We start from the raw sequence: 25,199 nt of genomic DNA, 5'->3' as shown, positions 1-25,199 counted from the left end.
GGCGTGAGGTAGAAAATCAAGTCTTAAAAAGCTCTATTTTTACAAATTAGCGACTAAAGTATCAAAGGTGATAGGTAGTACAAGTACATTCACTATAGCATTGCTTATCGTTATTGTCTGGGCAATCTCTCAACCTATTTTCCAATTTTCAGTGGTATGGTAATTGGATATTTATACTGGTACTGCCAGTCAATAATCCCCAAATTCGTCTTTAAATGTCTTTCTTTAAAATTAATTAGAATTAATTTTCTGGATACCGTTAAGAATGTTTACTTTTTAATATATAATGCGGGGTAGTGAGAATTTAAGATTTACGATGCGAGCTTTGGATAGACGCTAATTAGGGACTTGTGAAATATTTTCGGGGAATGTTATTGTTAATTTTTAATGATAGTAAAAAAACATATAGGTATCTTATTAATTGTCGAAAAGGATAACTAATAAAACGATATAAATATTCAAAAGAGCATGCTACAATAAACAGTTGTTAAATAAAAACAAGCAAAAAAACTCTTTGGTCTATTTTCGATGATATTTTTATCTATTTTTGAAAAGAGTTTGAGCTTTAACATTGATAAAGACATTTTGCGTTGCTCCTTTTTTTTTGTACTACATCGCCAAAAAAAATCAAATGATTAAAAAACTTTTGCTTGCAGATGATGATGTGGATGACTGTGTTTTTTTTCAAGAAGCATTAGAAGAATTGTGTCTTTCGACTAATTTGATGTCGTAAATGACGGAGTTAATTTAATGATTTTTTGACTTGCGGATCATCACTAATGCCGGATGTACTTTTCATAGATTTAAATATGCCTCGAACATCTGGTTATCAGTGCTTATTAGAGATGAAGCTAAACGATTGCTTAAAAGGAATTCCAGTTATTCTATTTTCAACATCGTTAGATCCGCAGGTAATAAATCAACTTTATCAGAATGGAGCCCATTATTACATACGTAAGCCAAGTGATTTCAATACCTTAAAGAAAGTCCCCCCGCTCCCGCACGAATCCTTTCGTGTAGTTCGTGATTAAAGAACAAAATTTGAGTGTAAAAAAATATAATTATGAATAGAAATTATAAGTTTACTTCGTCTATTCGACTATCGTCTCGGGTCATAATCCAAAGGGGGTGTATTTTATCAGTTTTGCTGTAGTAGGCTGGTTAGATGTTTTTACGCGAAATGAGTACAAAGATTTACTTATTGAAAATATTGAATTTTGTCAAAAAAAATAAAGGTTTAGAAGTTCATGCTTGATGCATAATGAGTAATCATGTTCATTTGGTTTTTAGGAGTGTCAATGGTCAAAAACCAGAGTTATTGATTGCAGATTAAAAAAGATTTACCAGTCAATCTATAGTAAAAAGTATACAAGAAAATCCTAGAGAGAGCAGAAAGGAATTTTTGTTAGATTTTTTTTAAAAAGAAGCAGAAAAGAGTTCAAATGTAAAGCATTATCAGTTTTGGCGACATGACAACAAACCAATTGAACTATGGAGCAACGAAGTTATTCAACAAAAGATTGATTATGTCCATAATAATCCTGTAGAAGAAAGTTTAATTTTTAATCCGAAGATTAAGTATATAGTAGTGCTATTGATTATGCAGGGCAAAAAGGATTAATTGATGATATAGTAGTTTTTAGAATGTTTGCTATGTAGTGATAACGAACCACACGAAAGGATTCGTGCGGTAGCGGCGTGCTTCAAGTCCGATTACAAATTTTATTTTGAATTACTTTTTTACTTTTTAGCTAATTAATCTTTTATTTTTAGCGGTATTCGCTGAATCTTCGATTTATCTTAATGAACCCTTCGTCTTCGCTTCAGGTGATGGTATTTCAGTCCCTATTAAAAATGAAAAAGACTGTGAAACCAACGCACAGTCTTTTTCGAATTAAAAAACCTAAACCTAACTATTTTGTCGCGAATATTCTTGGACTAAATGAAACCATAACCCAAACCCAATTGTTTGTATTGCTTGCATTTCCGCCTTTTAGTCGCTCTAATATTGTTGAACCAAACATTTGAGAATATCCTGCCGAAGCTGTAATGTCTTTTTGTAATGCGTAACTTGTTGTAAAGTCAACTTCTGTGCCTAAATAGCTGTCCATTTTTGCATTAGAAGCATCCAAAACCGTATTTGGAGCCGAGAATACATGAGGAATTAAATTAAACTGCCATTTGTTTTGGGTGTAATTTAGTTTTAAATAAGCATCTTGTAATCCGACACTATTTATGTGGTTACCTACGTAGAAATAATCCATCAAACCATTGAAACCGTGATTAGTTCCAAAAAGAGGTGTGAATGATTTAAAATCAGTGCTGCTGTCATTTTGGTCCTTTCCAGAAAGAAACTCATACCCCAATCCGGCTTTAAACTTAGCTGTAACAGCATATCCTAAATAAGCACCCGCATTAAAAGCGGTTACCTCTTGACCACTGCTTTTCCCTGTTTGCGCATATAAACCTAAGTTTGTGTCCCATTTATTTTCTTTGTAAGAAAGATAAGTCCCAAAGGTTTGTTTGTAATCTACTTTTAAATCTGTTAGCGTTTTTGCATATTCGTAACCGGTATTCAACAACAACAAACTCATGTTTAATTTGCTAAACGCAGTATGATACCAAGCGTATTGCATGGATTTGTAATTGGTTGTGTACGGCGTGGTTGGCGCTACTAGATTTTCTTTATCGGCATTTAATGCAAACCCTAAGTCTAACTGATTATTTTTTGGATGGAAAGAGATTACTGCGGCATCATGACTTTGTCCTTGTTGCGCCCAATCAATTTCTCCTAAAATACGCTGGTTGTCGTACGAAATTACCTGACGCCCTAAACGTGCGCTCCAGTTGGTGTCAAAATCGTATTGTGCCCAAGCTTCGAAAACCGCAATTGCATTTTTATCAGCGGTGGTAGTCGTAGCAACATCACCCCAAGTACGTATGTTTTGCAGGCTTAATTTAGTTTTTAATTTGTCTTGTTTGAAATTCAAAATTAAACGAGAACGTTGAGACACAAATGAGGTCGCGTCTTCTGAATCTTTAATTAAGCTCTTAAATCCGTTTCGGTACTCAAAACGAGGTCTAAGTTGTAGACTTGCGTCAAATTCCTGAGCGTAAGAACCTATGCTTATCAATCCAAAGAATGATAAACCAATTATTTTTAATGATTTCATGAGTTGTTTAATTTAGCTTATTCGCTTCTTCAGTAATTTTTTTAATAGTTTCATCCGAGTTTACACCAATTCCTTCTTGCTGAAAGGCTAGTTCTCCTTCGGCATTAAAAACACTAATAATGTTTGAATGTGAAAAATCCATCGGTGATATTTTTTTGTAATTAACCGCTAATACTGCTGCAAATTCACGAGTGTTTTCTTCCGTTGAGCGCAAGAATAACCATTGATCTCCTTCCATTTTATTTTCAATAGAGAACGCTTTCAGTTTTTTAGGAGTGTCAACCTCTGGGTCGATACTTACTAAGACAAGCTTGACATTTTTCTTAATATTACCTGGTAAATGAGCTTCTATATTTCGCATATCAGCCACTAATCTTGGGCAAGCCGACTTACAAGAAGTGTAAATCATTACCATTACAAGAACTTTTCCTTTTAAATCTACCATCTCGATATTCTTGTTATCTTGAGTAGTCCATTTTGACGGTAAATTATAGATTGATAAATCCGACATAGGTTTAGCAGCTGGTTTTTCAGTTGCATGCTCTCCCGATTTATTTTCTTCCTTTCTCTTGTTGCACGATTGAAGTGACAACAGCATTATAGCTAATCCTAAAACGAGCTTTAAACTACTAGTTAATGTATTATTTGATTTCATTTCTTTAAATTTTGAATTGTTCTCGGAACGGCTATTTATCCTTAGCGCAACGGAAACCTAGATTTTTAGTGGTGTAACTTGCTTTTAAACTTCCTCGAAAAGCATACCGCATAAAAGCAGCATAATTCATTAAATCAGTGGCATTGATAGAGGCGCTTCCGCAAAATAGATTCTTGTCTGTATCCTTATCTTTTCTAGATTCACCAGAAAGAAAAATACTATTGAAGTCGCCAGTCCATTCCCAAACTAATCCATGCATATCATAAACACCCCAATAATTTTTGAATGTTTCCCCTACAGGATTAGCATAAGTATTTGGCTTTTCATACCAAGACATAATGTATTTATTGAAGCTTTCTTTAGTACGCGCATCGATTCTTTTTTCATCGGCCATAGCCACATATTCCCACTCGTCCATAGTAGGCAATCTTTCTCCTTGACATTCGCAATATTTCTTTGCAGTAAACCAAGAAATATTTGTTACTGGTGCGTTGCTTAAATTTGCTTTTCCGTAATTATAATCACTTGCCCAATGCGATAGATAGCTTTTATCAGCAAATAGTCCTTTTATTTTAGAACGTGTATTTTCTGGATGTTTTTTTAAAAATGCTAAGTATTGCGCATTTGTAACAGGATGAACATCAAGATAAAACGCTTTTACTTCTAACGGTTTTTTATTTGCGGCACCATAAAGGGGAACAAATGTTCCCCTTTCTATAGCAACCATTTTAGTTTGTTGAGCCCATAGCGATGTTGCTATCAGTAATAGAAATAATGACAAAACTATTTTTCGTTTTAACATGGCTATTGTTTTTTATGCTTTTATAACTATTATTTTCTTTGGGCTTTTACCATTGCTGTTGTAACCACTGTTTTATTATTACCCCAGTTTGCATAAACATAAGTAAATACATCTGCTATTTGTTGGTCGCTTAATGCTTGAGCAGGCATGGCACTGTTAAACTTTTTACCATTTACAGTAATTGCACCCGTAAGTCCTTTTACTACACCTTTTATCGCTCGATTTGTATCTTTATTCAAGTAATCTGATTTAGCCAATGGAGGGAATGCACCAGGGATTCCTAACGCGGTCACTTGATGGCAAGCCACGCAAACCTTATCATAAACTACTTTTCCTTTAGCTGAATTTTGGCTGAATCCTTGTAAAGCCAATGTCAACATTGCGATTGTAAAAACATACTTTTTCATCTTGTTATTAATTTATTGTTGTAACTATTTTGTTTATTCTTAATGGCTTTCTTTCGCTTTTGGAGCTGGTGTTGCTCTAATTGCTTTTACTCTTCCTGGAGTTATCACCGTTTTATTATTTCCCCAACTGCTGTACACATAGGTTAAAACATCGGCAACTTCTTCATCAGTCAAGTTTTGACTCGTCATTACATTATTGAATTTTTTTCCGTTTACCGTAACTTCTCCACTCAAGCCGCGTAATACAGCACCAATTGCTCTATCCGGATTGGCATTCAAGAAATCTGATTTAGCTAACGGTGGGAAAGCATTTGGAACTCCTTGTCCTTCTTGTTGGTGACAAGCAAAACAAGTTCTTCCATACAATTCTCTACCAGAGCTAACTTGTTGCGCAACCGTTTTAGCAACCGTAGGTTTTTCTTTACCAGCTACTTTTGGCATATTTTGTACCGTTCCACCTTCAGGTAAATAAATTCCTTCTTGTATTGTTCCAGAATATACTTTTTTATTGTCTTCGCCTTCTACTTTCAACATACCTAAAGCTCCTTTATTAAAGGCTCTAAAAATAGAGTGGTCTACTAAAATGAATGTTCCAGGAACCTCTACTTTAAGTTCAACTATAACGGCACCACCGGCAGGAATTAAAGTGGTTTGTACGTTTTTATTAATTAGTTCACCCCCTTCAATATGAACTTTGTCAAAGATTTCACCAATGGCGTGAAAAGAAGACACTAAGTTAGGCCCACCATTACCCATAAAAATACGTACTGTTTCTCCTTTTTTGGCTGTTAATGCTTTTTCGCCAGTCAAGGCTCCTACTTTACCATTAAACACTACATAATCTGGAGTTTCTTTAATCGCTTTATCCATATCAAAAGCTTGATGCCCTTGTTCTCCGTAAGCTCCTTTAGTATAAAAATCCCCTTGCATGATGTAGTACTCTTTGTCTACCGGAGGTAAACCACCTTCTGGTTCCACCAAAATCAAACCATACATTCCGTTTGCGATGTGCATTCCTACAGGCGCTGTTGCACAATGATACACATACAAACCAGGAAGTAATGTTTTGAAATTAAATACTTTTTCGTGTCCTGGTGCTACAAGTGACGAAGTTGCTCCTCCACCTGGACCTGTTACCGCATGTAAATCGATATTGTGCGGCATTTTGTTGTCTGGATGATTTTTCAAATGAAATTCTACCTCATCTCCTACTCTAGTTCTAATAAAACTACCCGGAACTGATCCTCCAAATGTCCAATACGTATATTTCACCCCATCAACCATTTCTCCTTCTTGTTCCTTAATTTCCATGTTCACGATCAGCTTTTTTGCCGCTCGATCTCCTACTGGTTTTGGAACAAATGGTGGCGCAGTAAGCTCAGCAACTTCCTGCCCTTCTACTTTTATACTTTCATAATATTTAGCATCTTTCTCTTCTGTTTTACCACAAGAAAAAAGACCTAAAGCAAGAGCTACTACTACAATAGCATTCTTTGTTTGTTGTTTAATGTTACTCATAACATGAATTTTTTTCGTTTATTTTCGCTTTGTATTATTATTCAAAATTAAAAGATAAAAAGGTCTTTTATTATGATAAAAGTCATGTTTTTAACTTTATTTTAAGGATTTTAAAAAACTAATAATACCAACGAAATTAGCAGTGTTAAAACTATAATTAAAGTGTATTTCCAAGCCGAATTTGCCTTTCTTAATTCCATAAATTGAAAAGCAACCAACAAGAATTTAATACCTGAAAGTCCCATTATCAAAGCGACTGCTACATTCGAAAATGAAGTTGAATTTGAAATTAAAGCAGTAGTTATCGTCAATACAATCAACAATCCATAAGTAACTAATAGTGATTTTTTCATTTCTTAAAAGATTAAATAAAGAGTTGGAAAAAGTAGCAGCCAAATCAAGTCGCACATATGCCAGAAAGCGGCACAGGCTTCAACGTCCTCAACAGCTGTATCCGAATTTTTCCTGGTCATTCCGTAGTTTGTCCAAATCAAAATTACCAATCCCATAATAACATGAATCAAGTGAAAAGCGGTAAGTAACCAATAAAAACTAAAGAAAACATTTGTTTCTAATGTAATTTCAGACTCAATTTTATGATAATATTCTGCACTTTTTAAGATCAAAAATAACAAACCACCAAGCATAGTTAGCTTGAAATAAAAAGATGATTTTGCTATATTTTTTCCCTTGAATTGGTGTACGGCGGTAGCCATAAAAAAACCACTAGTCAATAAGAAAATAGTATTAATAGCACCAAAAGTAGTGTTGAGTTGCAAACGGGATTGATGAAATACTTCTGGTTCTTGGTGACCATAATAAACAAAGGCAATCAATGCCATTCCGAAAGTTATTAATTCCAGATAAATGATGATCCACATCAAAATCCCTCCCGGAGGATAAAAGATGTTTTTGTAATCGATTTTTAATGTGTTCATAATTTTCAATAGTATAGATTTTTGATTATATAAGTTAAAAAACTTAACAGGAAAGGATACTAATTTGATAAGGCTTGAAAAAATATTGCAACAATTCAGTGTGTTGATTTTTCAAAAGTTAAATTGCCTCCAACTTTAGCTTGAGGTTTAAAATCAGGATTATCTCATATGGCTTTAGTCTAAAAGCGTATAATTTTGGCTAAAGCCCTATCTAAATAATTTCAAATACCCCAGCTAAAGCTGCTGCCAATTGAAACTACTTTTGAACTAAATCGCTACAAAATCTTAAATCCTTATTCTTAAATCAATATTATTCCCAGTCTAGTAGTCGTTTTTCACCCTCAATTTTCTTGATATCGGTGATATCCTGCGACATTTCTATGACTCCTTTGTAATTTTTATCGGCGTCCCTAACTGCAAAATAACGTATGTAGATTAAGCGATCTTTGAAGTTAATCCAAAACGAGGATTCGCTTTTGGTGCCTTTTCTAAATTCTTCCAAAATTTTGAGAACGGTTCCTACGCTTTTGAGCGGATGACAAAATTTTACTTCTCGACCGATAATTCCAGCACTTCGAGGAAAAACACGTTCTTCACCTCTATTATAGAAAATAACTTTATCATTTTCATCTACATAAGTAAGATCTAGAGGCAGGGTTCTAAAAAGCAAGTTCACCTGTTCTACCGTCATGTGTCCTTCGTCATAATGAGAAGTATTTTCTAAAGAGAATGGCATTTCCCTTACCGTAAAATCTTCACTTGGGTGAACATAAGCAACCGCTGGATATGGAGAAGGTGGTTGTGAAAGCATCCATCCAATTTCTTCTTCGCCTTCACGCATGGTAATCCAATCTTTTTCGGTCAATATGTCTAAGGCATTTGGAAACAAAACAGTTTCTTCGACATCCAATAATCGGTAAACTCCATTAATTAAATACGGTGCATTCTCCTTTATTTTTTCGAAATCCCTTGCGTCGATATGCTTACGCAAAATTTTAAATTGTTCTCTCAAATTATCATGAAACGACCACATTCCTTGAGACGGCCCTACCCAACCTTTTAGCTCCAAAAACGGAAAAAGTTGATTTTCTTTGCGTGCAAATCGTTTCTCAATTGTGTGTAATTGATTGAAAATATTAGTGTATTTCTGTAATTCGTCCTCTGGATTTACTGCAGCTAATTCTGTTAACAATGTATTTATAATTTCCTTTTCCTGAAAGTAAACCGAAACTGGGTGTCCTTCTGGAAGTGCTGTGGTATTTGATACTTCATTCATATCATTACTTATTTTTGATGTTTAATTTTCTCGTACAATTTCACTAAGGATTGCAACAGCTCAACGGGAGTCGTCAAAATCTGGTAGTGATTTTGTCCGAACATTTGTGGTAGATAATATTTGGCCTGAGCTTCAATGGCTAACGCATAGGAATTAATATTCCTACGGTTGAGCTCTCGAAGTGCTTGCTTAACATCATTAATACCGTATTTACCTTCGTATTTATCGTAATCATTGGGTTTTCCGTCAGAAATTAGAATAACCCATTTGTTTTTGGTGCTTCTGCTGTCTAATCGTGCGCCTGCATGTCGCAAAGCAGCACCAATTCGAGTATAACCGTTAGGTTCTATCGCTCCAATTTTATGCTTGGCTACGTCCCATTTTTCGTCAAAATCCTTAACCGTTAAGTAGGTCGAATAGTTGCGCGTTTTAGAATAAAAACTATCAATCGAAAAATCAATATTGAATTCATTCAACATTTCTCCAAAGAGAATAGAAACTTCTTTTTCGACATCAATCACCCGGTTTCCTGCCGCATAGCTGTCGCTGGAAAGACTTATATCCAAAAGCAGAAGAATCGATAAATCTTTGTCTTTTTTTCTATTCGAAATATAAACATTCTCAGACGGCGTGCGTTTTGAATGAACATCTACATATAAATCTGTTAAGGCATCGAGGTCAAACTCTTCGCCTTGATTTTGACGTTTTTGTTGTTGCATTTTATTGTTAACGCTCGTCAACATTTTGCGTAAACCCATTAAGGTTGCCGCGTTCTTTGTAATTGTATTTTTATAATAATTGGCATCTGTTTTAAGCTGTGATTTGGGATAGACTTTACAGAAATTGTCTTTGTAATTGCGTTTGTCAAAATCCCATTCGTCATACTTAATATGAAAACCTTTGGCATCCACTTCGGCACTTTCGGAGATCGTAGCATTTTCTACAAAGTCTGCCTGATAAACCGAATGTGCAGTATCATCTACTCGTACGGTATATTTCATGCTCAACTCTTCTAATGCGTCTTGATGTTCATCTAATTCATCTGAACCATCAAAATCACGCCAAACACCGTTGAATTCTTCGGCCGTTTCGACTTTTTCAAAATTATGGAGCATCACATAATCTTCTTGTTGTTTTTTATCTAATTCAACCGTAATTACTTCTTCTACAGCCGTTGCTTTCAAAGTAGTTGTAGGTTGCTGCTCCTTGGCTTTTTTTATTTTATCTGAAAAATTATCCAGTTTTTTATTGCTGTTTAACTCGATTTCATTTTGCATCCATTTTCCATACAACCAAGAATAATCGGCGGTGATCTTATCGGTTGCTTTTTGAGTAAAATGATTTTTTATTTTCGAATGGAAATCGGCATCGATAGAAAATTCGGCAAATAAAATTGATAGAATTTCTTCGGATGTCTCCAATGCTTTTTGCTGTGAGAGTTCTAATGATTGCTTTCTTTCAGTAGGTGGTTTCCAGTTGAATTCCAAACGTTTTTGAATACTAAGATATACCACCCGAAAGAGATAGAAAGTAAGATTCTCATTCGTATTCTCTAAGTCCGAAAAAGATATTGGAAGGAAAAAATTATTATTTTTATAACCGCCTTCTCTTTCCGCAGGATAAATATCGATAGGATCACCCGTCAATGCGCGCGCCAAAATCGTTAAACGTGGTTTGACATCATTCAACAGTACTGTTCTAGCTACAATTTCGGGATCAATTTTTCTGCTTTTTTTCAATTGCTTGAAAAATTTCCCTACTAAATATTCGTCTAATTCGAAACCCATAGTTTTAGTATTCAGTGTTCATTTTTTTAGTGATCAGTTCGTCTCTATGAATTCAATAAAGAGTTAAACAGTATTCAACTGGATACTAAAAACTGACTACTGAACACTTTTTTTATATCATCAAATCACACAAATCTTTTAATGCAACTAATGTTTGTAAATCGTCTGTTAACGGTTCCACAACTGCGACATGTACCGACGCTCTTTTTGGGTGCCCGCTATGAATAATCTTGGCGGCATTCACTAGTAAACGAGTGGAAACGGTTTCAGTTAAACCTAGTTCGGTTAGGTTTCTGATTTTGTTTCCAATGGCTACTAGCTTTTTAGCTGTATCGTGATCTATTTTTGTTTCCTTGACCAAAATTTCAATTTCAATTTGTGACTCTGGATATTCGAACGATACGGCTATAAATCGCTGGCGCGTAGAAGGTTTTAGTTCTTTAAATCCGCGTTGATAACCTGGATTAAAAGAAGCTACTAACATGAAATCGTCATGCGCTTTTACAGTTTCACCTAATTTGTCTATGAATAGTTCCCGTCTATGGTCTGTGAGTGAGTGAATTGCTACGATGACGTCTGGTCTTGCTTCGGCAACCTCATCAAGATAAATGATAGCTCCGTCCCTTACAGCAGTAGTTAACGGACCATCAAGCCAAACTGTTTCAGCTCCTTTTATGATAAATCGACCAATCAAATCGGTCGAAGAGGTTTCTTCGTGGCAACTTATGGTGATTAGTTTTTTGTCTAACTGATGTGCCATGAATTCTACAAAACGAGATTTTCCTGTTCCTGTAGGCCCTTTTAATAAAAAGGGAATTTTGTTTTTATAAGCGTGGTTAAAGACGTCAATTTCTTTTCCAACGGCATGATAATAGGGTGCGTTTTCTAACATCTTGTTTTAATTTTTATATAAAAAACCAGAATACCATAACAATTGCTTGTGGGACATCTCAATTCTAGAGATAGACAGTTAAAGTATTCTGGATATTTCAATTACAATATTGAGTTATTCGAAATAGGTTTGTAGTTTTAAATTACTTTTTTTCCTTTTTTCTGAGTAACGGTTGCTAGATTTTCAATTGTATGACCATCGATTTTGTAACCATCTACTCGCGGACTATCGTGCTCAGCTATTAAAGCTTCATCTGTAGGTGTACCATATTTTATGAAATCATAAATAAATAGTGCAATTCCAGTAGTAAACATCGTAGCACAGATCAGTAAAACAACAAAGTGAATTGCAATTTCGTCTTGTACGACCATGAAATCCATTTTCATTTTACGTTCCATATACACTTGTGCAACACCTGCTACACCAAAAGCGACGGTCATTCCTAAAATTCCAATATTTGATAACCAGAATGCCATCATTCCATGTGTGCTTTGATATCGTTTACGACCTGTTAAATTAGGAAGTGCATAACTAATAATTGCCAAAACAATCATCGCATAAGCACCCCAGAACGCATAATGCGCATGCATTGCTGTAACTAATGTACCGTGAGTGTAAAGATTGGTTTGCGGCAATGTATGTGCAAAACCAAGTAATCCAGCACCAACGAAGGAAACGATTGAGGCTCCAATTGTCCAAAATAAAGCAATTTTATTAGGATGGCTTTTTTCTCCTTTTCTATACATATTCACAGCGAATAACGCCATGGCTAAGAAAGCTAAAGGCTCTAAGGCTGAGAAAATTCCACCTACTACTAACCAAATTTTATTTACTCCGATGTAGTAATAATGGTGACCTGTTCCTAAAACTCCTGAAAGGAAAGTAAGACCTACGATTACGTATAACCATTTTTCGATTACTTCTCTGTCAACTCCCGTTAATTTGATTAATAAGAAAGATAAAATACCTCCCATGATTAATTCCCAAACACCCTCAACCCATAGGTGAACTACCCACCAACGGAAAAATGAATCCATTACTTGGCTATCAAACCAAATCATCCCAGGGATATAAAGTAAGGCTGCGAATAGCAAACCCATTACAAGTACAATAGCTGTTGTTGTTTTCTGTTTTCCTTTGTATAAAGTTCCTATAATTAAGAACAAGAAAAGCAACACATTTACAACTACTAAATAGTCTAATTCTCTAGGGATTTCTAAAAATTTTCGTCCTTCCCAGTGATTAAAGTGAAAACCAACAATAGCGACAACACCAACAATGGCTAAGGATATCAGCTGGACATAAGCCCATTTGACGCTTATTAATTCATGCTGTGCTTCTTCAGGAATAATGTAATAGGCCGCCCCCATAAAACCTGTTAACAACCAGACTACCAGTAAATTAGTATGTACGGCGCGAGCTACGTTAAAAGGAATTATTTCGTGTAATCCTTGTATTCCTATTCGGTCAAATCCCATGATAAAACCGTAGACGATTTGCAGGGAAAAGAGTAGCATGCACAGGGCAAAAAACCAATAGGCTACTTTTTGTGATTTATATTTCATATTTGTATATTTTATTTGTTATCGGTCAACAATGGTATCGTCTTCTATTTAATGGCGTTTGTTTAAAACAAACATCTTGTTAATGGCGAGTTCATACCCTTTATTATTTAATTATTCTTGCTTCGCTAAAGGTGAAATTACATGCTCAAACCCATTCAAATCAAGTTTTCCAATCCATTTAAAATAAGCTACCATTGCATTTGCATCGGCTTCACTCATTTTATATGCCACCATTTTTCGTCCTCTTGGTGCCCATGGAACTGGAGACATTAACACGGCCTTAATGTAGCCTTCGCCGCGGCGCTCTAGGACTTTTGTCAATTCAGGGGCGTAATAGCCACCTTCTCCCATAATACTATGGCATCCCATACAATTATTGGCTTCCCAAATTTCTTTTCCCCTCACTACCTCTTTGGTAATCTCGCTGTAATGCGTTTGATCATTTCTGGGCATAAACGAATAAATAGTCAATCCTATAAAGATTAAAAAGGTGACTAATGTTCCTCCCAGAAAAAATGCTCGTGCTTGTGATTTTGAAAGCATAATAATCTGTTTTTAGTTATTAAATAAAGTAATTTTAAATAAAGGATAATTTTGTCTTTTATTATATTGCAAAGATATAAAAGATAAATATATCTTTTTATTATTTTTTTGATTTTTTTTAGCATTCTTTTATAAATAGAATTTTATTCGAACGATATAATCGTTATGAGACTACTACTATTGCTACTTCAATTAAAAACAATTACAAAAACACATATACTTACTAAATAGATAATTATAAAAATTACTATAATTACGGATAAAATTGTCTTTTATTAAAATAATTACTAAATTTGCTTTATCAAATAAATATAAAAAACAACAATATGGAAACTTTAGAAAAAATAACAATTGGAGAATATGTAGCAAAAGATTTTAGAACAGCCGCTTTATTCTCAAAATATGGCATTGATTTTTGCTGCAAAGGAAATAGAACAGTAGATGAAGTTTGTGAAAAAAAAGCAGTAAAACCAGAAGATTTACAAATCGAAATTGCTGCTATTTTGAATACTAAAAATGATTCTAGAATCGATTTTAATGCGTGGCCATTAGATCTTTTAGCTGATTATATCGAAAAAACACACCATCGTTATGTTGAAGAAAAAACACCTACCCTACTTCAATTTTTGGATAAATTATGTAAAGTTCACGGCGCGAGTCATCCTGAATTGTTTGAAATCAACGAACTCTTTAAAGGTTGCGCAGGAGAACTAGCACAACACATGAAAAAAGAAGAATTGATGTTATTCCCTTTTATCAAAAAAATGGTTACCGCATCAATTTCTGATGAAATAATTGCACAACCACATTTTGGAACCGTTAAAAATCCGATTGCGATGATGATGGCAGAGCACGAAGCAGAAGGAGATCGATTTGCTAAAATTGTGGAACTAACCAACAATTACACGCCACCAGCAGATGCTTGTAATACGTATAAAGTAACTTTTGCAATGCTTAATGAATTTGAACAAGATTTACACAAACACATCCATTTAGAAAACAACATTTTGTTTCCAAAAGCAGTGGCTTTAGAAAAAGAATTTGCTGCACAATCTTAAAAAAACACTAAACGAAACAACTATGGAGAATTACGTTATCAAAAGAAATGGAAAATACAAACCCTTTGAATCTTTTAAAATCAAAGATGCTATTGAAAAGAGTTTCAAAAGTGTCTCTGTAGTTGTTGACGAAAGTGTTTTTGAGAGTCTAAGTGAAATACTTGAAACCAAAGAAGTTTGGGCTGTTGAGGAAATCCAGGATTTAATCGAAAAAGCTTTCTTTGAGAATAATTATTTTGAAGTTATGCGTTCATTTATGTTGTTTCGCCATACTCGAAAACTACAAAGAGAACATGTAAATGGTTTGAACGACGACACTACTTATGTAGATAGTACACAAACCATTGAAGAATATATCGAACAAACCGATTGGCGCATCAATGCCAATGCTAACACCTCCTATTCCAACGCAGGGTTGGTCAATAATGTTGCTGGGAAAGTGATAGCTAATTATTGGTTAGACAAGGTATATACCAAAGAAGAAGGGTACGCACACCGAAATGGAGACATTCATATTCACGATTTGGATTGCCTAACGGGTTATTGCGCTGGGTGGAGTTTGCGTGTTTTGCTGAACGACGGTTTCAACGGAGTTCGGGGACGTGTGGAGAGCAAAGCTCCTTCTCATTTTAGAGAAGCTTTGGGACAGATGGCTAATTTTCTGGGGATTTTGCAAAGCGAATGGGCAGGAGCGCAAGCCTTTAGTTCGTTTGATACCTATTTAGCTCCTTACGTTTTTGCAGATGATTTGTCCTTTGGTGATGTACTGAAAGCGGTTCGTAGTTTTGTGTATAATTTGAATGTTCCTGCTCGTTGGGGACAATCACCTTTTACGAATATTACTCTGGACTGGGTCGTTCCCGAAGATTTGAAAACCCAGATTCCGACCAAAAATGATTTGCATTTTTTCGAAAATAATAATCACGAAACTGTTTTGGCTAGAGCCAAAAAAAGAGGAGTTAACAAACTAACAGACTTGCGATACGAACATTTCCAAAAAGAAATGAATCTTATCAATAAAGCCTACTATATCGTAATGACCGAAGGTGATGCCAACGGACAACCCTTTACCTTCCCTATTCCGACAGTGAATATTACCGAAGAATTTGATTGGGAAGGTGAAAACACCGAATTGCTTTTTGAAAATACTGCCAAAATTGGTTCGTCTTATTTTCAAAATTTTATCGGAAGTCAATATGTTTTGGATGAAAATGGGAACCAAATTGAAAACGAAAACGCCTATAAACCCAATGCGGTTCGTAGTATGTGTTGCCGTTTGCAATTGGATTTACGGGAACTATTGAAACGTGGAAACGGATTGTTTGGTAGTGCCGAAATGACCGGAAGTATTGGTGTTGTGACTGTAAACATGGCGCGTTTGGGTTATTTATACAAAGGTGACAAAGCAGCATTATACCAACAACTAGATCGCCTTTTATATATTGCTAAAGCGACTTTGGAAAAAAAAAGAGTGTTCGTTCAAGAAATGTATGACCGTGGATTGTATCCGTACACCAAGCGGTATTTGCAACATTTCAGAAATCACTTTTCTACGATTGGTGTAAACGGAATGAACGAAATGATTCAGAACTTTACTAACAATGAGGATACTATTGCTTCTAACACTGGGATAGAATTTGCTGCTGGAATTTTGGACCACATTCGCAACCGAATGAAAGAGTTCCAAGAAGAAACAGGAAATCTGTATAATCTAGAAGCAACTCCTGCCGAAGGGACAACCTACCGTTTTGCCAAGGAAGACAAAAAGCGCTATGCCGACATTATTCAGGCGGGTCAGGAGGAGAATATTTATTACACCAACAGCTCTCAAATTCCAGTAGATTTCACACAAGATCCTTTTGAAGCTTTGCTGTTGCAAGATCAACTGCAATGCAAATACACTGGTGGAACCGTGCTTCATCTTTATATGAGTGAGAAAATCAGTTCTCCTGAAGCGTGTAAGCAGTTTGTCAAAAAAGTAATCTCTAATTTCAAATTGCCTTATATCACGGTAACTCCTGTATTTAGCGTGTGTCCTGTACATGGATATTTGAATGGCGAACATGAATATTGCCCAAAATGTGATGAAATATTGATTGAAGAAAAGAAGCAAGGTCATAAGGTTAACTAACTAATTTAAAAGTTAAACCATTAAGAAATTAATGGTTCATTAAGACTTAGCTTTTCTTCATTTCTTAATGGTAAAAAAAACAAAAAACATGAAAACAACAGCAGATCAGATTTTAGAAGAGAATCAAAAATTGAGAACAAAATGCCTGGTATATACTCGCGTAATGGGGTATCACAGACCAGTAGAAAGTTTTAACATAGGAAAAAAAGGTGAACACAAACAACGAACTCATTTTACAGAAGGAAAATGTTGCTAAACCAATTTATAGCATCACTCCATTTACCTTATTAGATTACCCACATAAATCAGCTTGCATACTTTGGTTTGCAGGCTGTAATATGCGGTGTTTGTATTGTTACAATCCCGAAATTGTTTTTGGTAAAGGCAGTATTTCTTTTGAAAAAACATTAGCATTCTTAAACAGCAGGAAACAATTACTAGATGCTGTAGTCTTTAGCGGAGGCGAATGTTTACTTCACAAAAAGAGTATTGTGTTTATTGAAAAAGTCAAAAAAATGGGCTTTCTGGTCAAAATAGACACCAATGGTTCGCAACCCCAAGTACTTGAGGAATTAATCGAAAAAGAGCTGATTGACTATGTTGCTCTTGATTTTAAGGCGATGCCCGATAATTTTGAAAAAATAACACAATCAAATCTTTTTGTCCCTTTCGAAAAGTCACTACATTTATTGCTTGAAAGTCGATTGCCGTTTGAAGTTCGTACTACGGTGCATTCCGATTTATTAAAGAAAGAAGATATTCATCAAATGATTCTTTATTTGGAAAAAGCAGGATATAATGGAAATTATTACATTCAGCATTTTGTAAACGGAACGACTACTATTGAAAAATTAGGTTATTCGTTCAAGGAATTAGAAAAAGAAAAACTTTCGACAGAAAAAATAAAAGTACATTTTAGAGGGTGATTATTCCATTGTCTTTAAAAACCATTAATTTAAAAATAGCTCATGAGCGATACTAAACCATTAAAAAGAGCCCCTGAATTACAACCTTTAAGCCACAATCATCATCACGGATTATTGCTATGCTGGAAAATACGCACTGGAATAAAAAAGGAAGTGTCACTAGAACGCATTAAAGAATACACCGATTGGTTTTTTGAAAAGCATTTAAAACCCCATTTTGAATTAGAAGAAAAATATATTTTTACGATTTTAGGTGATGATAATCCATTGATTGAACAAGCGTTGTCAGAACATAGTCGTCTCAAAGATTTATTCAACGCTACTACAGATTTAAAAGAAAATCTTAGTCTAATAGACATAGAATTGGAAGCACACATTCGTTATGAAGAGCGCGTATTGTTTGCTGAAATTCAAAAAGTAGCCACCGCGGATCAATTAGCAAAAATTAAAGAAATTCATACCGAAGAAGCTTTTGTTGAAAAAGATGATAATGCATTTTGGCTTTAAAAATTATATTTTGAACCATCAATAAATTAAGAAAAGTTAAGGCTTTATATCCTTAATTTCTTAATGGTTATATTTCTAAAATTCAGCAGAAAGTTACGTTTCGTATTAGAGACTGATTATGAAAAAACATTGGATAGTAATTTGTTTTGCAAATTTTTTTATTGCCTCGTTAATGGGACTGCTACTTCGTTGGATGTATGTTGCGCCTATCGAAGGCGTGAATTTTCAGTTTTTAATGCATGGTCATTCTCACGTAGCCATGTTGGGCTGGGTTTATATGATGCTGTATTGTTTAATCATTTATAATTTTGTTCCAAAAGAAGCACAACAAAAACGAATTTACAATCGCTTATTTTGGATTACTGAAGTCGCCGTCATTGGCATGATGCTGGATTTCCCTGCTCAAGGTTATGCTTTTGTCTCTATCCTTTTTTCTACTCTTCATATTTTTTGCAGTTATTATTTCGCTCGACTCATTTGGAAAGAGGCAAAACCCCCTACTTTCCCCGAAAAAAGAATGTTGCGTACCGCTTTACTTTTTATGGTTTTCTCTACTTTCGGAGTTTGGTGTCTGGGACCAGCGGTTGGATTACTGGGAAAATCAAGTGCTTTTTACCAAATATGCATTCAGTATTTTCTTCATTTTCAATTTAATGGTTGGTTTTTATTCGCTGTTTTAGCGTTGTTTTTTCAACAAATAAAATTAAAAATTGACGAGAAAAAATTCCGTTTGTTCTACACCTTATTCGTTATTGCAACGATCATGACTTTGGCTTTGCCGGTAAGTTGGTTTCTTACCAATCCTGTTTTTTATTGGATAAATGTTGTTGGCGTGTTGCTACAATTAGTTGCAGCTGTACTTTTTATTCAAAACACTGGATCACAATTACGAGTGTTTTTTGGTACTTTATCTTCTTTAGAAAAAACAGTTTATGGTTTTGCTCTATTTTCGTTGGTATTAAAAATCGGAATTCAATTGGTTGTTTTATTGCCTGAACTGGCTCAGATGTCACACCAAATTCGGAATTTTGTTATTGGATATATTCATCTGACCATGCTTGGCATTATCACTGGATTTCTGTTCGGTTTTGCATTGCAACATCAATTTTTAAATACTAAAAACGCATTTCATAAAGGGGGTATCCAAGTTTTTTTGATAGGTTTCGTAACTACCGAGATCTTGTTGTTTCTGCAAGGATTGTATTTATATTTTGATACAGGAGCGCTTCCTTACTATTATCTTAGTTTATTCATTGGTAGTGTACCATTGACCGTTGGACTATTAATCATAACTGTGAATTTACTAATTCAATTAAAAAGAAAGCAAGTTGTTACCCAAAACTATCCTATTTAATACCTAGAACAAAACTTATTTCGTAATTTTGAAAAAAACAAATTATGTTTTCAAAAACCTGTGAATACGGCATTCGTGCTACTATTTTTATTGCTTCTGAATCTTATCAAGACAACCGAGTGGGACTGAAAGATATTGCGCGAAAAATAGATTCTCCTGAGGCTTTTACAGCCAAAATTTTACAGATACTTTCCAAAAATAATATTATCCATTCTATAAAAGGAGTTGGTGGCGGTTTTGAAATTCCTAAAAAAAGTATGAGCCGAATAAAGCTAATACAAATCGTATCAGCAATTGATGGTGATCGTGTTTTTACAGGTTGTGGATTAGGCCTAATTCACTGTTCTGAGGAACATCCTTGCCCGGTTCATGAAAAATTTAAAACCATTAGAAATGAATTGACTTTCATGCTTGAAAATACCAATCTAGAGGAACTTGCACTGGGAATTAAATCGGGTGATACCTTCTTGAGGTATTAATCTTTCTTGTAAGACTCAATCCATTGCTACTTTCATAAAATTTTATTTGTTTTGTTTATAGTTAAAACCTAATATTTATCATGTTTTCTGTTTTTTTTAAGAAGTATTTTTGATTAAAATTATCATCATGCATTTCTGGAAAAAAAGGACACAAATTGAAAGACAGTTAAGAATTCAACAAGCATTAAGTGAAAATGTTAATTTTTCACATGACACTTCTTTAGGTTACCCCGCATCTAAATTAGATGGAAAAGTGTTTAATGAAGATGCTTCTTTTTTAAAAAATGCTCCTATTTTACAAACATATGTTGCAAATCCCAACCATATTGGCTGTCACACTTTTGGTCATTCAGAAAAAGCATTTAAAGGAACACAGGAAATTGAGCGAGAAGTATTAAACGTACTTGCTGTTGATGTTTTTAAAGTTGAACTTAACTCTTTTGACGGATATATTGCTACAGGTGGTACCGAAGCAAATATTCAGGCAATCTGGATGTACCGTAATTATTTTATAAATAAGCTCGCTGCAAATTCAACTGAAATAATCATTATTGCATCAGAAGATACTCATTATTCGATTCCTAAAGCAGCTAATTTATTGATGTTAGATTGGTTAAAAATCCCTGTTGATTTTAAGACTCGTCTTATTGACTCCAATATTTTAGAAAACAAGATAATTAAAGCTAAAATTGAAGGGAAAAAATATTTTATTGTGGTCTCAAATCTGGGCACCACCATGTTTGGCGCAGTTGATGATCCCAATGATTATATTCAAATTCTTGATAAACATCATTTAAATTATAAAATCCATATAGACGCTGCTTATGGTGGTTTTGTTTATCCATTTAGTAATAAAGCAAGTAGCATTAACTTCGAAAATCCAAAAATTAGCTCCATAACTATCGACGCTCATAAAATGCTTCAAGCTCCTTATGGAACTGGAGTTTTTATTTGTAGAAAAGGATTAATAGAAAATGTCCTTACTAAGGAAGCTGAATATGTTAAAGGCATGGACTTAACCTTGTGCGGGAGTCGTTCTGGTGCTAATGCAGTAGCTGTTTGGATGATATTATTTACTTACGGCACTTATGGTTGGTGTGAAAAAATTCGTATTTTACAAATGAGAACAGAATGGCTATGCGAACAATTACAAATTTTAAATGTAAATTATTTTAGAGAAAGCTATATGAATATTGTCACTATTGACGCTAGCTCTATTAGTCCCGAACTAGTTGAAAAATATGATTTAGTTCCCCAAAAACATGATAAAAATAATCAATGGTATAAAATTGTAATAATGGACCATGTCGAAATCGATCATTTATTCGCTTTTATAAGCGATTTAAAAATAACAATTCATAAAAACATCGAAATAGCTCTTTTGTAAAACTAATCAAGATCGCCAAAAAAAATCACAACAGCTATTACAATAACAAAGATTTTTTGCCAATTTTGACGAATTTAAAATATGTAAAACTACTAAAAATGAACAGTTTAAAAGAAAAAATATTAGCATTAAAAAAAGAAAAAAACGCAGTAATTCTAGCCCATTATTATCAAGAAGCTGCTATTCAGGATGTAGCGGATTATGTGGGCGATAGTTTAGGATTATCGCAGGAAGCAATGAAAGTGGATGCTGACATTATACTTTTTGCAGGAGTTCATTTTATGGCTGAAACCGCCAAAATATTAAACCCGACTAAGAAAGTAATTTTACCAGATATAAAAGCAGGTTGTTCGTTAGCAGAATCCTGTCCACCAGATTTGTTCCAACAATTCATAGACCAGCATCCAGACCATATTGTCATCAGCTATGTGAACTGCTCTGCCGAAATTAAAGCATTAAGCGACATTGTTTGTACCTCATCAAATGCGGTAAAAATAGTAGAATCAATACCAAAAGATAGACCGATTATTTTTGCGCCAGACAAGAACTTAGGGAAATATATTATTGAAAAAACAGGGCGTAACATGCTGGTATGGCGTGGCTCTTGTGTTGTACACGAAGCCTTTTCACTAGACAAATTAATCGAAGTCTACAAGTTACATCCAGATGCTACAATCATTGCCCATCCTGAGTCAGAAACACATATTTTAAAAACCGCGAGTTATATAGGTTCAACAGCAGGAATGATTGAATATGTAAAAACAAGTTCTAACAACAAATTCATTGTCGCTACCGAAGCAGGAATTCTTCATAAAATGCAACAAGAAGTACCGGAAAAAATATTGATACCGGCGCCAGCTAAAGACGATAACACTTGCGCTTGTAGTGAATGCGCCTATATGAAAATGAATACTTTAAAAAAAGTATACAATTGTTTGCTAAATGAAACTCCAGAGATTAATGTTCCCGAAAATATTCGTAAAAAAGCATTACTTCCTATTGAGCGTATGCTAGAATTATCCAAATAATGATACATACAAATTACTTAATCATTGGTTCTGGAATAGCGGGATTGACCTTTGCTATAAAAATTGCAGATCTATTCCCTGATAAAAAAGTTACGATAATTACAAAAGCATCGGCAGACGAATCGAATACAAAATATGCACAAGGAGGAATTGCCATTGTGACCAATGAAACTGAAGATTCCTATCAAAAACACATCGAAGATACCTTGATTTGTGGTGATGGACTCTGTAATATAGATGCAGTAAAAATGGTAGTTACCGAAGGCCCTGAACGTTTGAAAGAACTGATAGCTTGGGGAGCTAAATTTGATACCAATTCCAAAGGAACTTTTGACCTAGGTAAAGAAGGAGGCCATTCTCAAAACAGAGTCGTACATCATAAAGATCAAACTGGTTTCGAAATTGAACGCGCTATACTTGAACAAGTATATCAAAAAGAAAATATTACAGTTCTAGATCATCATTTTACCCTTGATTTAATTACTGAAAACAATCGTTGCCTGGGTGCCTATGCTTTAAATCAAAAAATAAACAAAATCGTTACATTTCAATCTGAATATACTTTACTAGCCACTGGTGGTATTGGACATCTTTATGGACATACCACGAATCCAGTGATTGCAACAGGAGATGGTATTGCTATGGCTAGTCGTATCAATGCAGTCATCAAGGATATGGAATTTATACAATTTCACCCCACTGCATTATATGAGGATACTGCTGGTTCTGCATTTTTGATTTCGGAAGCAGTTCGCGGATTTGGTGCTTATTTACGAACTAAAAACGGATACCGATTCATGCTTGATTACGACCAAAGAGAAGAATTGGCTTCCCGAGATGTCGTTTCGCAAAGTATTGATATGGAACTAAAAAAATCAGGTGACAAATGTGTTTATTTAGATTGCACCCATTTAGACATAGAAGCTTTTACAAAACATTTCCCTATGATTTATGAACGTTGTAAAAGCATCGGCATAGACATTGCCAAAGATTGGATTCCAGTAGTTCCTGCCCAGCATTATCTTTGTGGCGGTATTGTGGTGGATAAACACGGAAAAACATCTATCGAAAATTTATTCGCCTGCGGCGAATGTTCCCAAACGGGATTGCACGGCGCCAACCGACTGGCCTCCAACTCCCTACTGGAAGCCTTAGTATATTCAGATAAAATCTATAATTATTTGTCGAAAGCCTCCTTAAAAAACCAAGATGCAATCAATTTAATTTCGAATTGGATTGTATTAGACAAACCTGAAGTAAATTTAAATTTTATTAATACTAAGAAAGCAGCATTACAGCTTTTAATGCGACAAAACGCAGGAATCGTTCGCAATAACATCGATTTACTTAATGCAAAAGAACAATTGCTACAGTGGCAAAACGAACTAGACCATTTGTCTAAAACCCATCAAATCAATATTGCTTTATGGGAGCTACAAAATATGATTATCGTAGGTTATTTAATCGCACAAGATTCTATTAGGAGAAATGATAATCGAGGTGGTTTTATGAAAGTGTAACGAATTTTGTGTGAAATTCAAAAAAAACTCCATTTTAACTATTTAAAAACAGGAAGGGTTTATCCTCAATATATACTAATCAATCACAATTTCTTTTCCATAATATAATCTTCCATAAGGTAACCCTCGCCAAAAGTGATGTCGACCTCTTCGGTTATTTCAAAACTAATTTTTTTGTAGAAGTTAAGCGCCGTATTGTATCTGTCTACATTCAAAGAAATTATTTCAGATTCTTCTTTTAAAGCAGATTGCTCCACAGCATCGAGTAACGTTTTACCAATACCTTTTCCTTGGGTTTCTGGTAGAATATAAATTTTATGAATGTGGGTTTTATTTTTATTTTGATAATTATGCGGATGCTACGACGCTAAACAGTCCTATAAAAGTATAGCTCGTACTGAATGATTTGAGCATCTTAAATCGTCAAGTGCGACTGAAAACCTATTTTAAAGGCAACGGCATCCAGTTTAACACCAATGATTATGTGGTGGGAGAAAAAGCTTTGTATCTGGAGGGAGGAGTTCCATTACAATTGACAAATATAGAGTTAGCCCCTTATTTTAAGTTCCAAAACCTACAGGGCTTGAACCCCAACGTCTATGCAAACGCATTACCCGAAGGTATTTATGAGTTTTGCCTTGAAGTATATGATGTACTGACTAATAAAAAATTATCTCGCAAATCCTGCGTGACCACCGTTATTTTCCAGAATGACCCACCGTTTTTAAACCTGCCTACTAACAAGCAGGAAATCATGCAGCAAAACATACAAAATATTGTTTTTAGCTGGACTCCCCGAAATATAAATGTGAGCAATGTAGTCTATGAGTTTTCTTTGGTAGAAATTTGGGACAACAATACCCCAGTAGAAAACGCCTTTTTATACTCGCCACCATTATATACCACTAAGGTACGGAACACTATTTTACAATACAGTATCAATGAACCCCAACTGATACCTGGCAAACGCTATGCTTGGCGTGTGAAAGCGATGGCCAATGCCGAAGAAATAGGCGTGTTTAAGAATAACGGTTATAGCGCCATTTTCTCTTTTGACTATCTGATACAATGCCAAGCACCACTGGGGATTGCGGCAGCTCAAGTGAGCCAAAATCACTTGGAGTGGCGCATTAGACAATTATGATTATGAGGTAAAATTGGAAAAACCAGTCAAATTGACCACCACTTTCCAGTGTAAATTGACCACCAGTTCCGGGGCAAACTGACCACCACTTTCCAGTTCAAATTGACCA

General features: G+C 34.8%; 23 protein-coding genes and 3 pseudogenes. 13 read left to right on the top strand and 13 right to left on the bottom strand.

Annotated elements, in window-relative coordinates; genetic code table 11:
• Nucleotides 1-49: 49 nt before the first annotated feature.
• Nucleotides 50-163, top strand: a pseudogene (locus BMW63_RS18560) (low affinity iron permease family protein); the annotation flags it as partial.
• Between the two features lie 616 nt (nucleotides 164-779).
• The gene (locus BMW63_RS12275) at nucleotides 780-1,031 is read left to right on the top strand and encodes a response regulator (RefSeq protein WP_074723769.1); all 252 of its coding nucleotides are present in this window, start codon (nucleotides 780-782) and stop codon (nucleotides 1,029-1,031) included.
• A gap of 882 nt (nucleotides 1,032-1,913) precedes the next feature.
• Here the strand turns inward: BMW63_RS12275 and BMW63_RS12265 are convergent.
• From BMW63_RS12265 to BMW63_RS12210, 12 genes and pseudogenes are all read right to left on the bottom strand, one after another.
• Complete coding sequence (locus tag BMW63_RS12265) at nucleotides 1,914-3,173, bottom strand: alginate export family protein (RefSeq protein WP_074723768.1); 1,260 nt, start codon at nucleotides 3,171-3,173, stop codon at nucleotides 1,914-1,916.
• 7 nt (nucleotides 3,174-3,180) lie between these two features.
• Nucleotides 3,181-3,828, bottom strand: a complete 648-nt coding sequence (locus tag BMW63_RS12260) for an SCO family protein (RefSeq protein ID WP_074723767.1) — start codon at nucleotides 3,826-3,828, stop codon at nucleotides 3,181-3,183.
• Nucleotides 3,829-3,859: 31 nt separating this feature from the next.
• Nucleotides 3,860-4,630 (bottom strand): formylglycine-generating enzyme family protein, encoded by a 771-nt coding sequence (locus BMW63_RS12255; protein ID WP_074723766.1) that lies wholly within the window; start codon nucleotides 4,628-4,630, stop codon nucleotides 3,860-3,862.
• 29 nt (nucleotides 4,631-4,659) lie between these two features.
• Nucleotides 4,660-4,983: pseudogene (locus BMW63_RS12250) on the bottom strand (c-type cytochrome); the annotation flags it as partial.
• 93 nt (nucleotides 4,984-5,076) lie between these two features.
• Nucleotides 5,077-6,555, bottom strand: a complete 1,479-nt coding sequence (gene nirK / locus BMW63_RS12245) for a copper-containing nitrite reductase (protein WP_083380476.1) — start codon at nucleotides 6,553-6,555, stop codon at nucleotides 5,077-5,079.
• A 110-nt stretch (nucleotides 6,556-6,665) separates the two neighbouring features.
• Entirely contained in the window at nucleotides 6,666-6,908 is a 243-nt protein-coding gene (locus tag BMW63_RS12240; protein ID WP_074723764.1) for a cytochrome C oxidase subunit IV family protein, read from the bottom strand.
• A gap of 3 nt (nucleotides 6,909-6,911) precedes the next feature.
• Nucleotides 6,912-7,493, bottom strand: coding sequence for a cytochrome c oxidase subunit 3 (locus tag BMW63_RS12235; protein ID WP_074723763.1), 582 nt, complete (start codon nucleotides 7,491-7,493; stop codon nucleotides 6,912-6,914).
• 310 nt (nucleotides 7,494-7,803) lie between these two features.
• The gene (locus BMW63_RS12230; protein WP_074723762.1) at nucleotides 7,804-8,769 is read right to left on the bottom strand and encodes a DUF438 domain-containing protein; all 966 of its coding nucleotides are present in this window, start codon (nucleotides 8,767-8,769) and stop codon (nucleotides 7,804-7,806) included.
• An 8-nt stretch (nucleotides 8,770-8,777) separates the two neighbouring features.
• The gene (locus tag BMW63_RS12225; RefSeq protein ID WP_074723761.1) at nucleotides 8,778-10,556 is read right to left on the bottom strand and encodes a nitric oxide reductase activation protein NorD; all 1,779 of its coding nucleotides are present in this window, start codon (nucleotides 10,554-10,556) and stop codon (nucleotides 8,778-8,780) included.
• Nucleotides 10,557-10,668: 112 nt separating this feature from the next.
• A complete protein-coding gene (locus BMW63_RS12220; protein ID WP_074723760.1) occupies nucleotides 10,669-11,448 on the bottom strand; it encodes a CbbQ/NirQ/NorQ/GpvN family protein in 780 nt (259 codons plus the stop codon).
• Between the two features lie 137 nt (nucleotides 11,449-11,585).
• Nucleotides 11,586-13,013, bottom strand: a complete 1,428-nt coding sequence (locus BMW63_RS12215) for a cbb3-type cytochrome c oxidase subunit I (protein ID WP_083380474.1) — start codon at nucleotides 13,011-13,013, stop codon at nucleotides 11,586-11,588.
• Nucleotides 13,014-13,124: 111 nt separating this feature from the next.
• Entirely contained in the window at nucleotides 13,125-13,556 is a 432-nt protein-coding gene (locus tag BMW63_RS12210; protein WP_074723759.1) for a c-type cytochrome, read from the bottom strand.
• A gap of 326 nt (nucleotides 13,557-13,882) precedes the next feature.
• Between BMW63_RS12210 and ric the strand changes: the two genes are divergently transcribed.
• The 10 genes from ric (at nucleotide 13,883) to nadB (ending at nucleotide 23,946) form a co-directional block, all read left to right on the top strand.
• Nucleotides 13,883-14,614 (top strand): iron-sulfur cluster repair di-iron protein, encoded by a 732-nt coding sequence (gene ric / locus BMW63_RS12205; RefSeq protein WP_074723758.1) that lies wholly within the window; start codon nucleotides 13,883-13,885, stop codon nucleotides 14,612-14,614.
• A gap of 22 nt (nucleotides 14,615-14,636) precedes the next feature.
• Nucleotides 14,637-16,745 (top strand): ribonucleoside triphosphate reductase, encoded by a 2,109-nt coding sequence (locus tag BMW63_RS12200; protein WP_074723757.1) that lies wholly within the window; start codon nucleotides 14,637-14,639, stop codon nucleotides 16,743-16,745.
• A gap of 88 nt (nucleotides 16,746-16,833) precedes the next feature.
• Nucleotides 16,834-17,001, top strand: coding sequence for an anaerobic ribonucleoside-triphosphate reductase (gene nrdD / locus BMW63_RS12195; RefSeq protein WP_175460283.1), 168 nt, complete (start codon nucleotides 16,834-16,836; stop codon nucleotides 16,999-17,001).
• Entirely contained in the window at nucleotides 16,955-17,671 is a 717-nt protein-coding gene (locus BMW63_RS12190) for an anaerobic ribonucleoside-triphosphate reductase activating protein (RefSeq protein WP_074723755.1), read from the top strand. Before nrdD ends, BMW63_RS12190 begins: the two co-directional genes overlap by 47 nt.
• Before the next feature lie 42 nt (nucleotides 17,672-17,713).
• Nucleotides 17,714-18,178 carry a cation-binding protein gene (locus tag BMW63_RS12185; RefSeq protein WP_074723754.1) on the top strand — a complete coding sequence of 155 codons (465 nt, stop codon included), beginning with the start codon at nucleotides 17,714-17,716 and terminating at the stop codon, nucleotides 18,176-18,178.
• Between the two features lie 118 nt (nucleotides 18,179-18,296).
• Nucleotides 18,297-19,532 (top strand): hypothetical protein, encoded by a 1,236-nt coding sequence (locus tag BMW63_RS12180; protein ID WP_074723753.1) that lies wholly within the window; start codon nucleotides 18,297-18,299, stop codon nucleotides 19,530-19,532.
• A gap of 44 nt (nucleotides 19,533-19,576) precedes the next feature.
• A complete protein-coding gene (locus BMW63_RS12175) occupies nucleotides 19,577-20,011 on the top strand; it encodes an RrF2 family transcriptional regulator (protein WP_074723752.1) in 435 nt (144 codons plus the stop codon).
• A gap of 127 nt (nucleotides 20,012-20,138) precedes the next feature.
• Nucleotides 20,139-21,398 (top strand): pyridoxal phosphate-dependent decarboxylase family protein, encoded by a 1,260-nt coding sequence (locus BMW63_RS12170; protein WP_074723751.1) that lies wholly within the window; start codon nucleotides 20,139-20,141, stop codon nucleotides 21,396-21,398.
• A gap of 98 nt (nucleotides 21,399-21,496) precedes the next feature.
• Nucleotides 21,497-22,426, top strand: coding sequence for a quinolinate synthase NadA (gene nadA / locus BMW63_RS12165; RefSeq protein WP_074723750.1), 930 nt, complete (start codon nucleotides 21,497-21,499; stop codon nucleotides 22,424-22,426).
• A complete protein-coding gene (gene nadB / locus BMW63_RS12160) occupies nucleotides 22,426-23,946 on the top strand; it encodes an L-aspartate oxidase (protein WP_074723749.1) in 1,521 nt (506 codons plus the stop codon). Before nadA ends, nadB begins: the two co-directional genes overlap by 1 nt.
• Nucleotides 23,947-24,029: 83 nt before the next feature.
• Here nadB and BMW63_RS12155 read toward each other — a convergent pair.
• A pseudogene (locus BMW63_RS12155) lies at nucleotides 24,030-24,275 on the bottom strand (GNAT family N-acetyltransferase); the annotation flags it as partial.
• A gap of 77 nt (nucleotides 24,276-24,352) precedes the next feature.
• Between BMW63_RS12155 and BMW63_RS12150 the strand changes: the two are divergent.
• Nucleotides 24,353-25,090, top strand: a complete 738-nt coding sequence (locus BMW63_RS12150) for a hypothetical protein (protein ID WP_139174236.1) — start codon at nucleotides 24,353-24,355, stop codon at nucleotides 25,088-25,090.
• Nucleotides 25,091-25,199: the final 109 nt, after the last annotated feature.

Origin of the sequence: Flavobacterium frigoris, from assembly GCF_900111075.1 — a bacterium.
Lineage (GTDB): Bacteria > Bacteroidota > Bacteroidia > Flavobacteriales > Flavobacteriaceae > Flavobacterium > Flavobacterium frigoris.
Note: the sequence above shows the minus strand (reverse complement) of the source record. Positions and strands in the feature narration are given on the sequence as shown.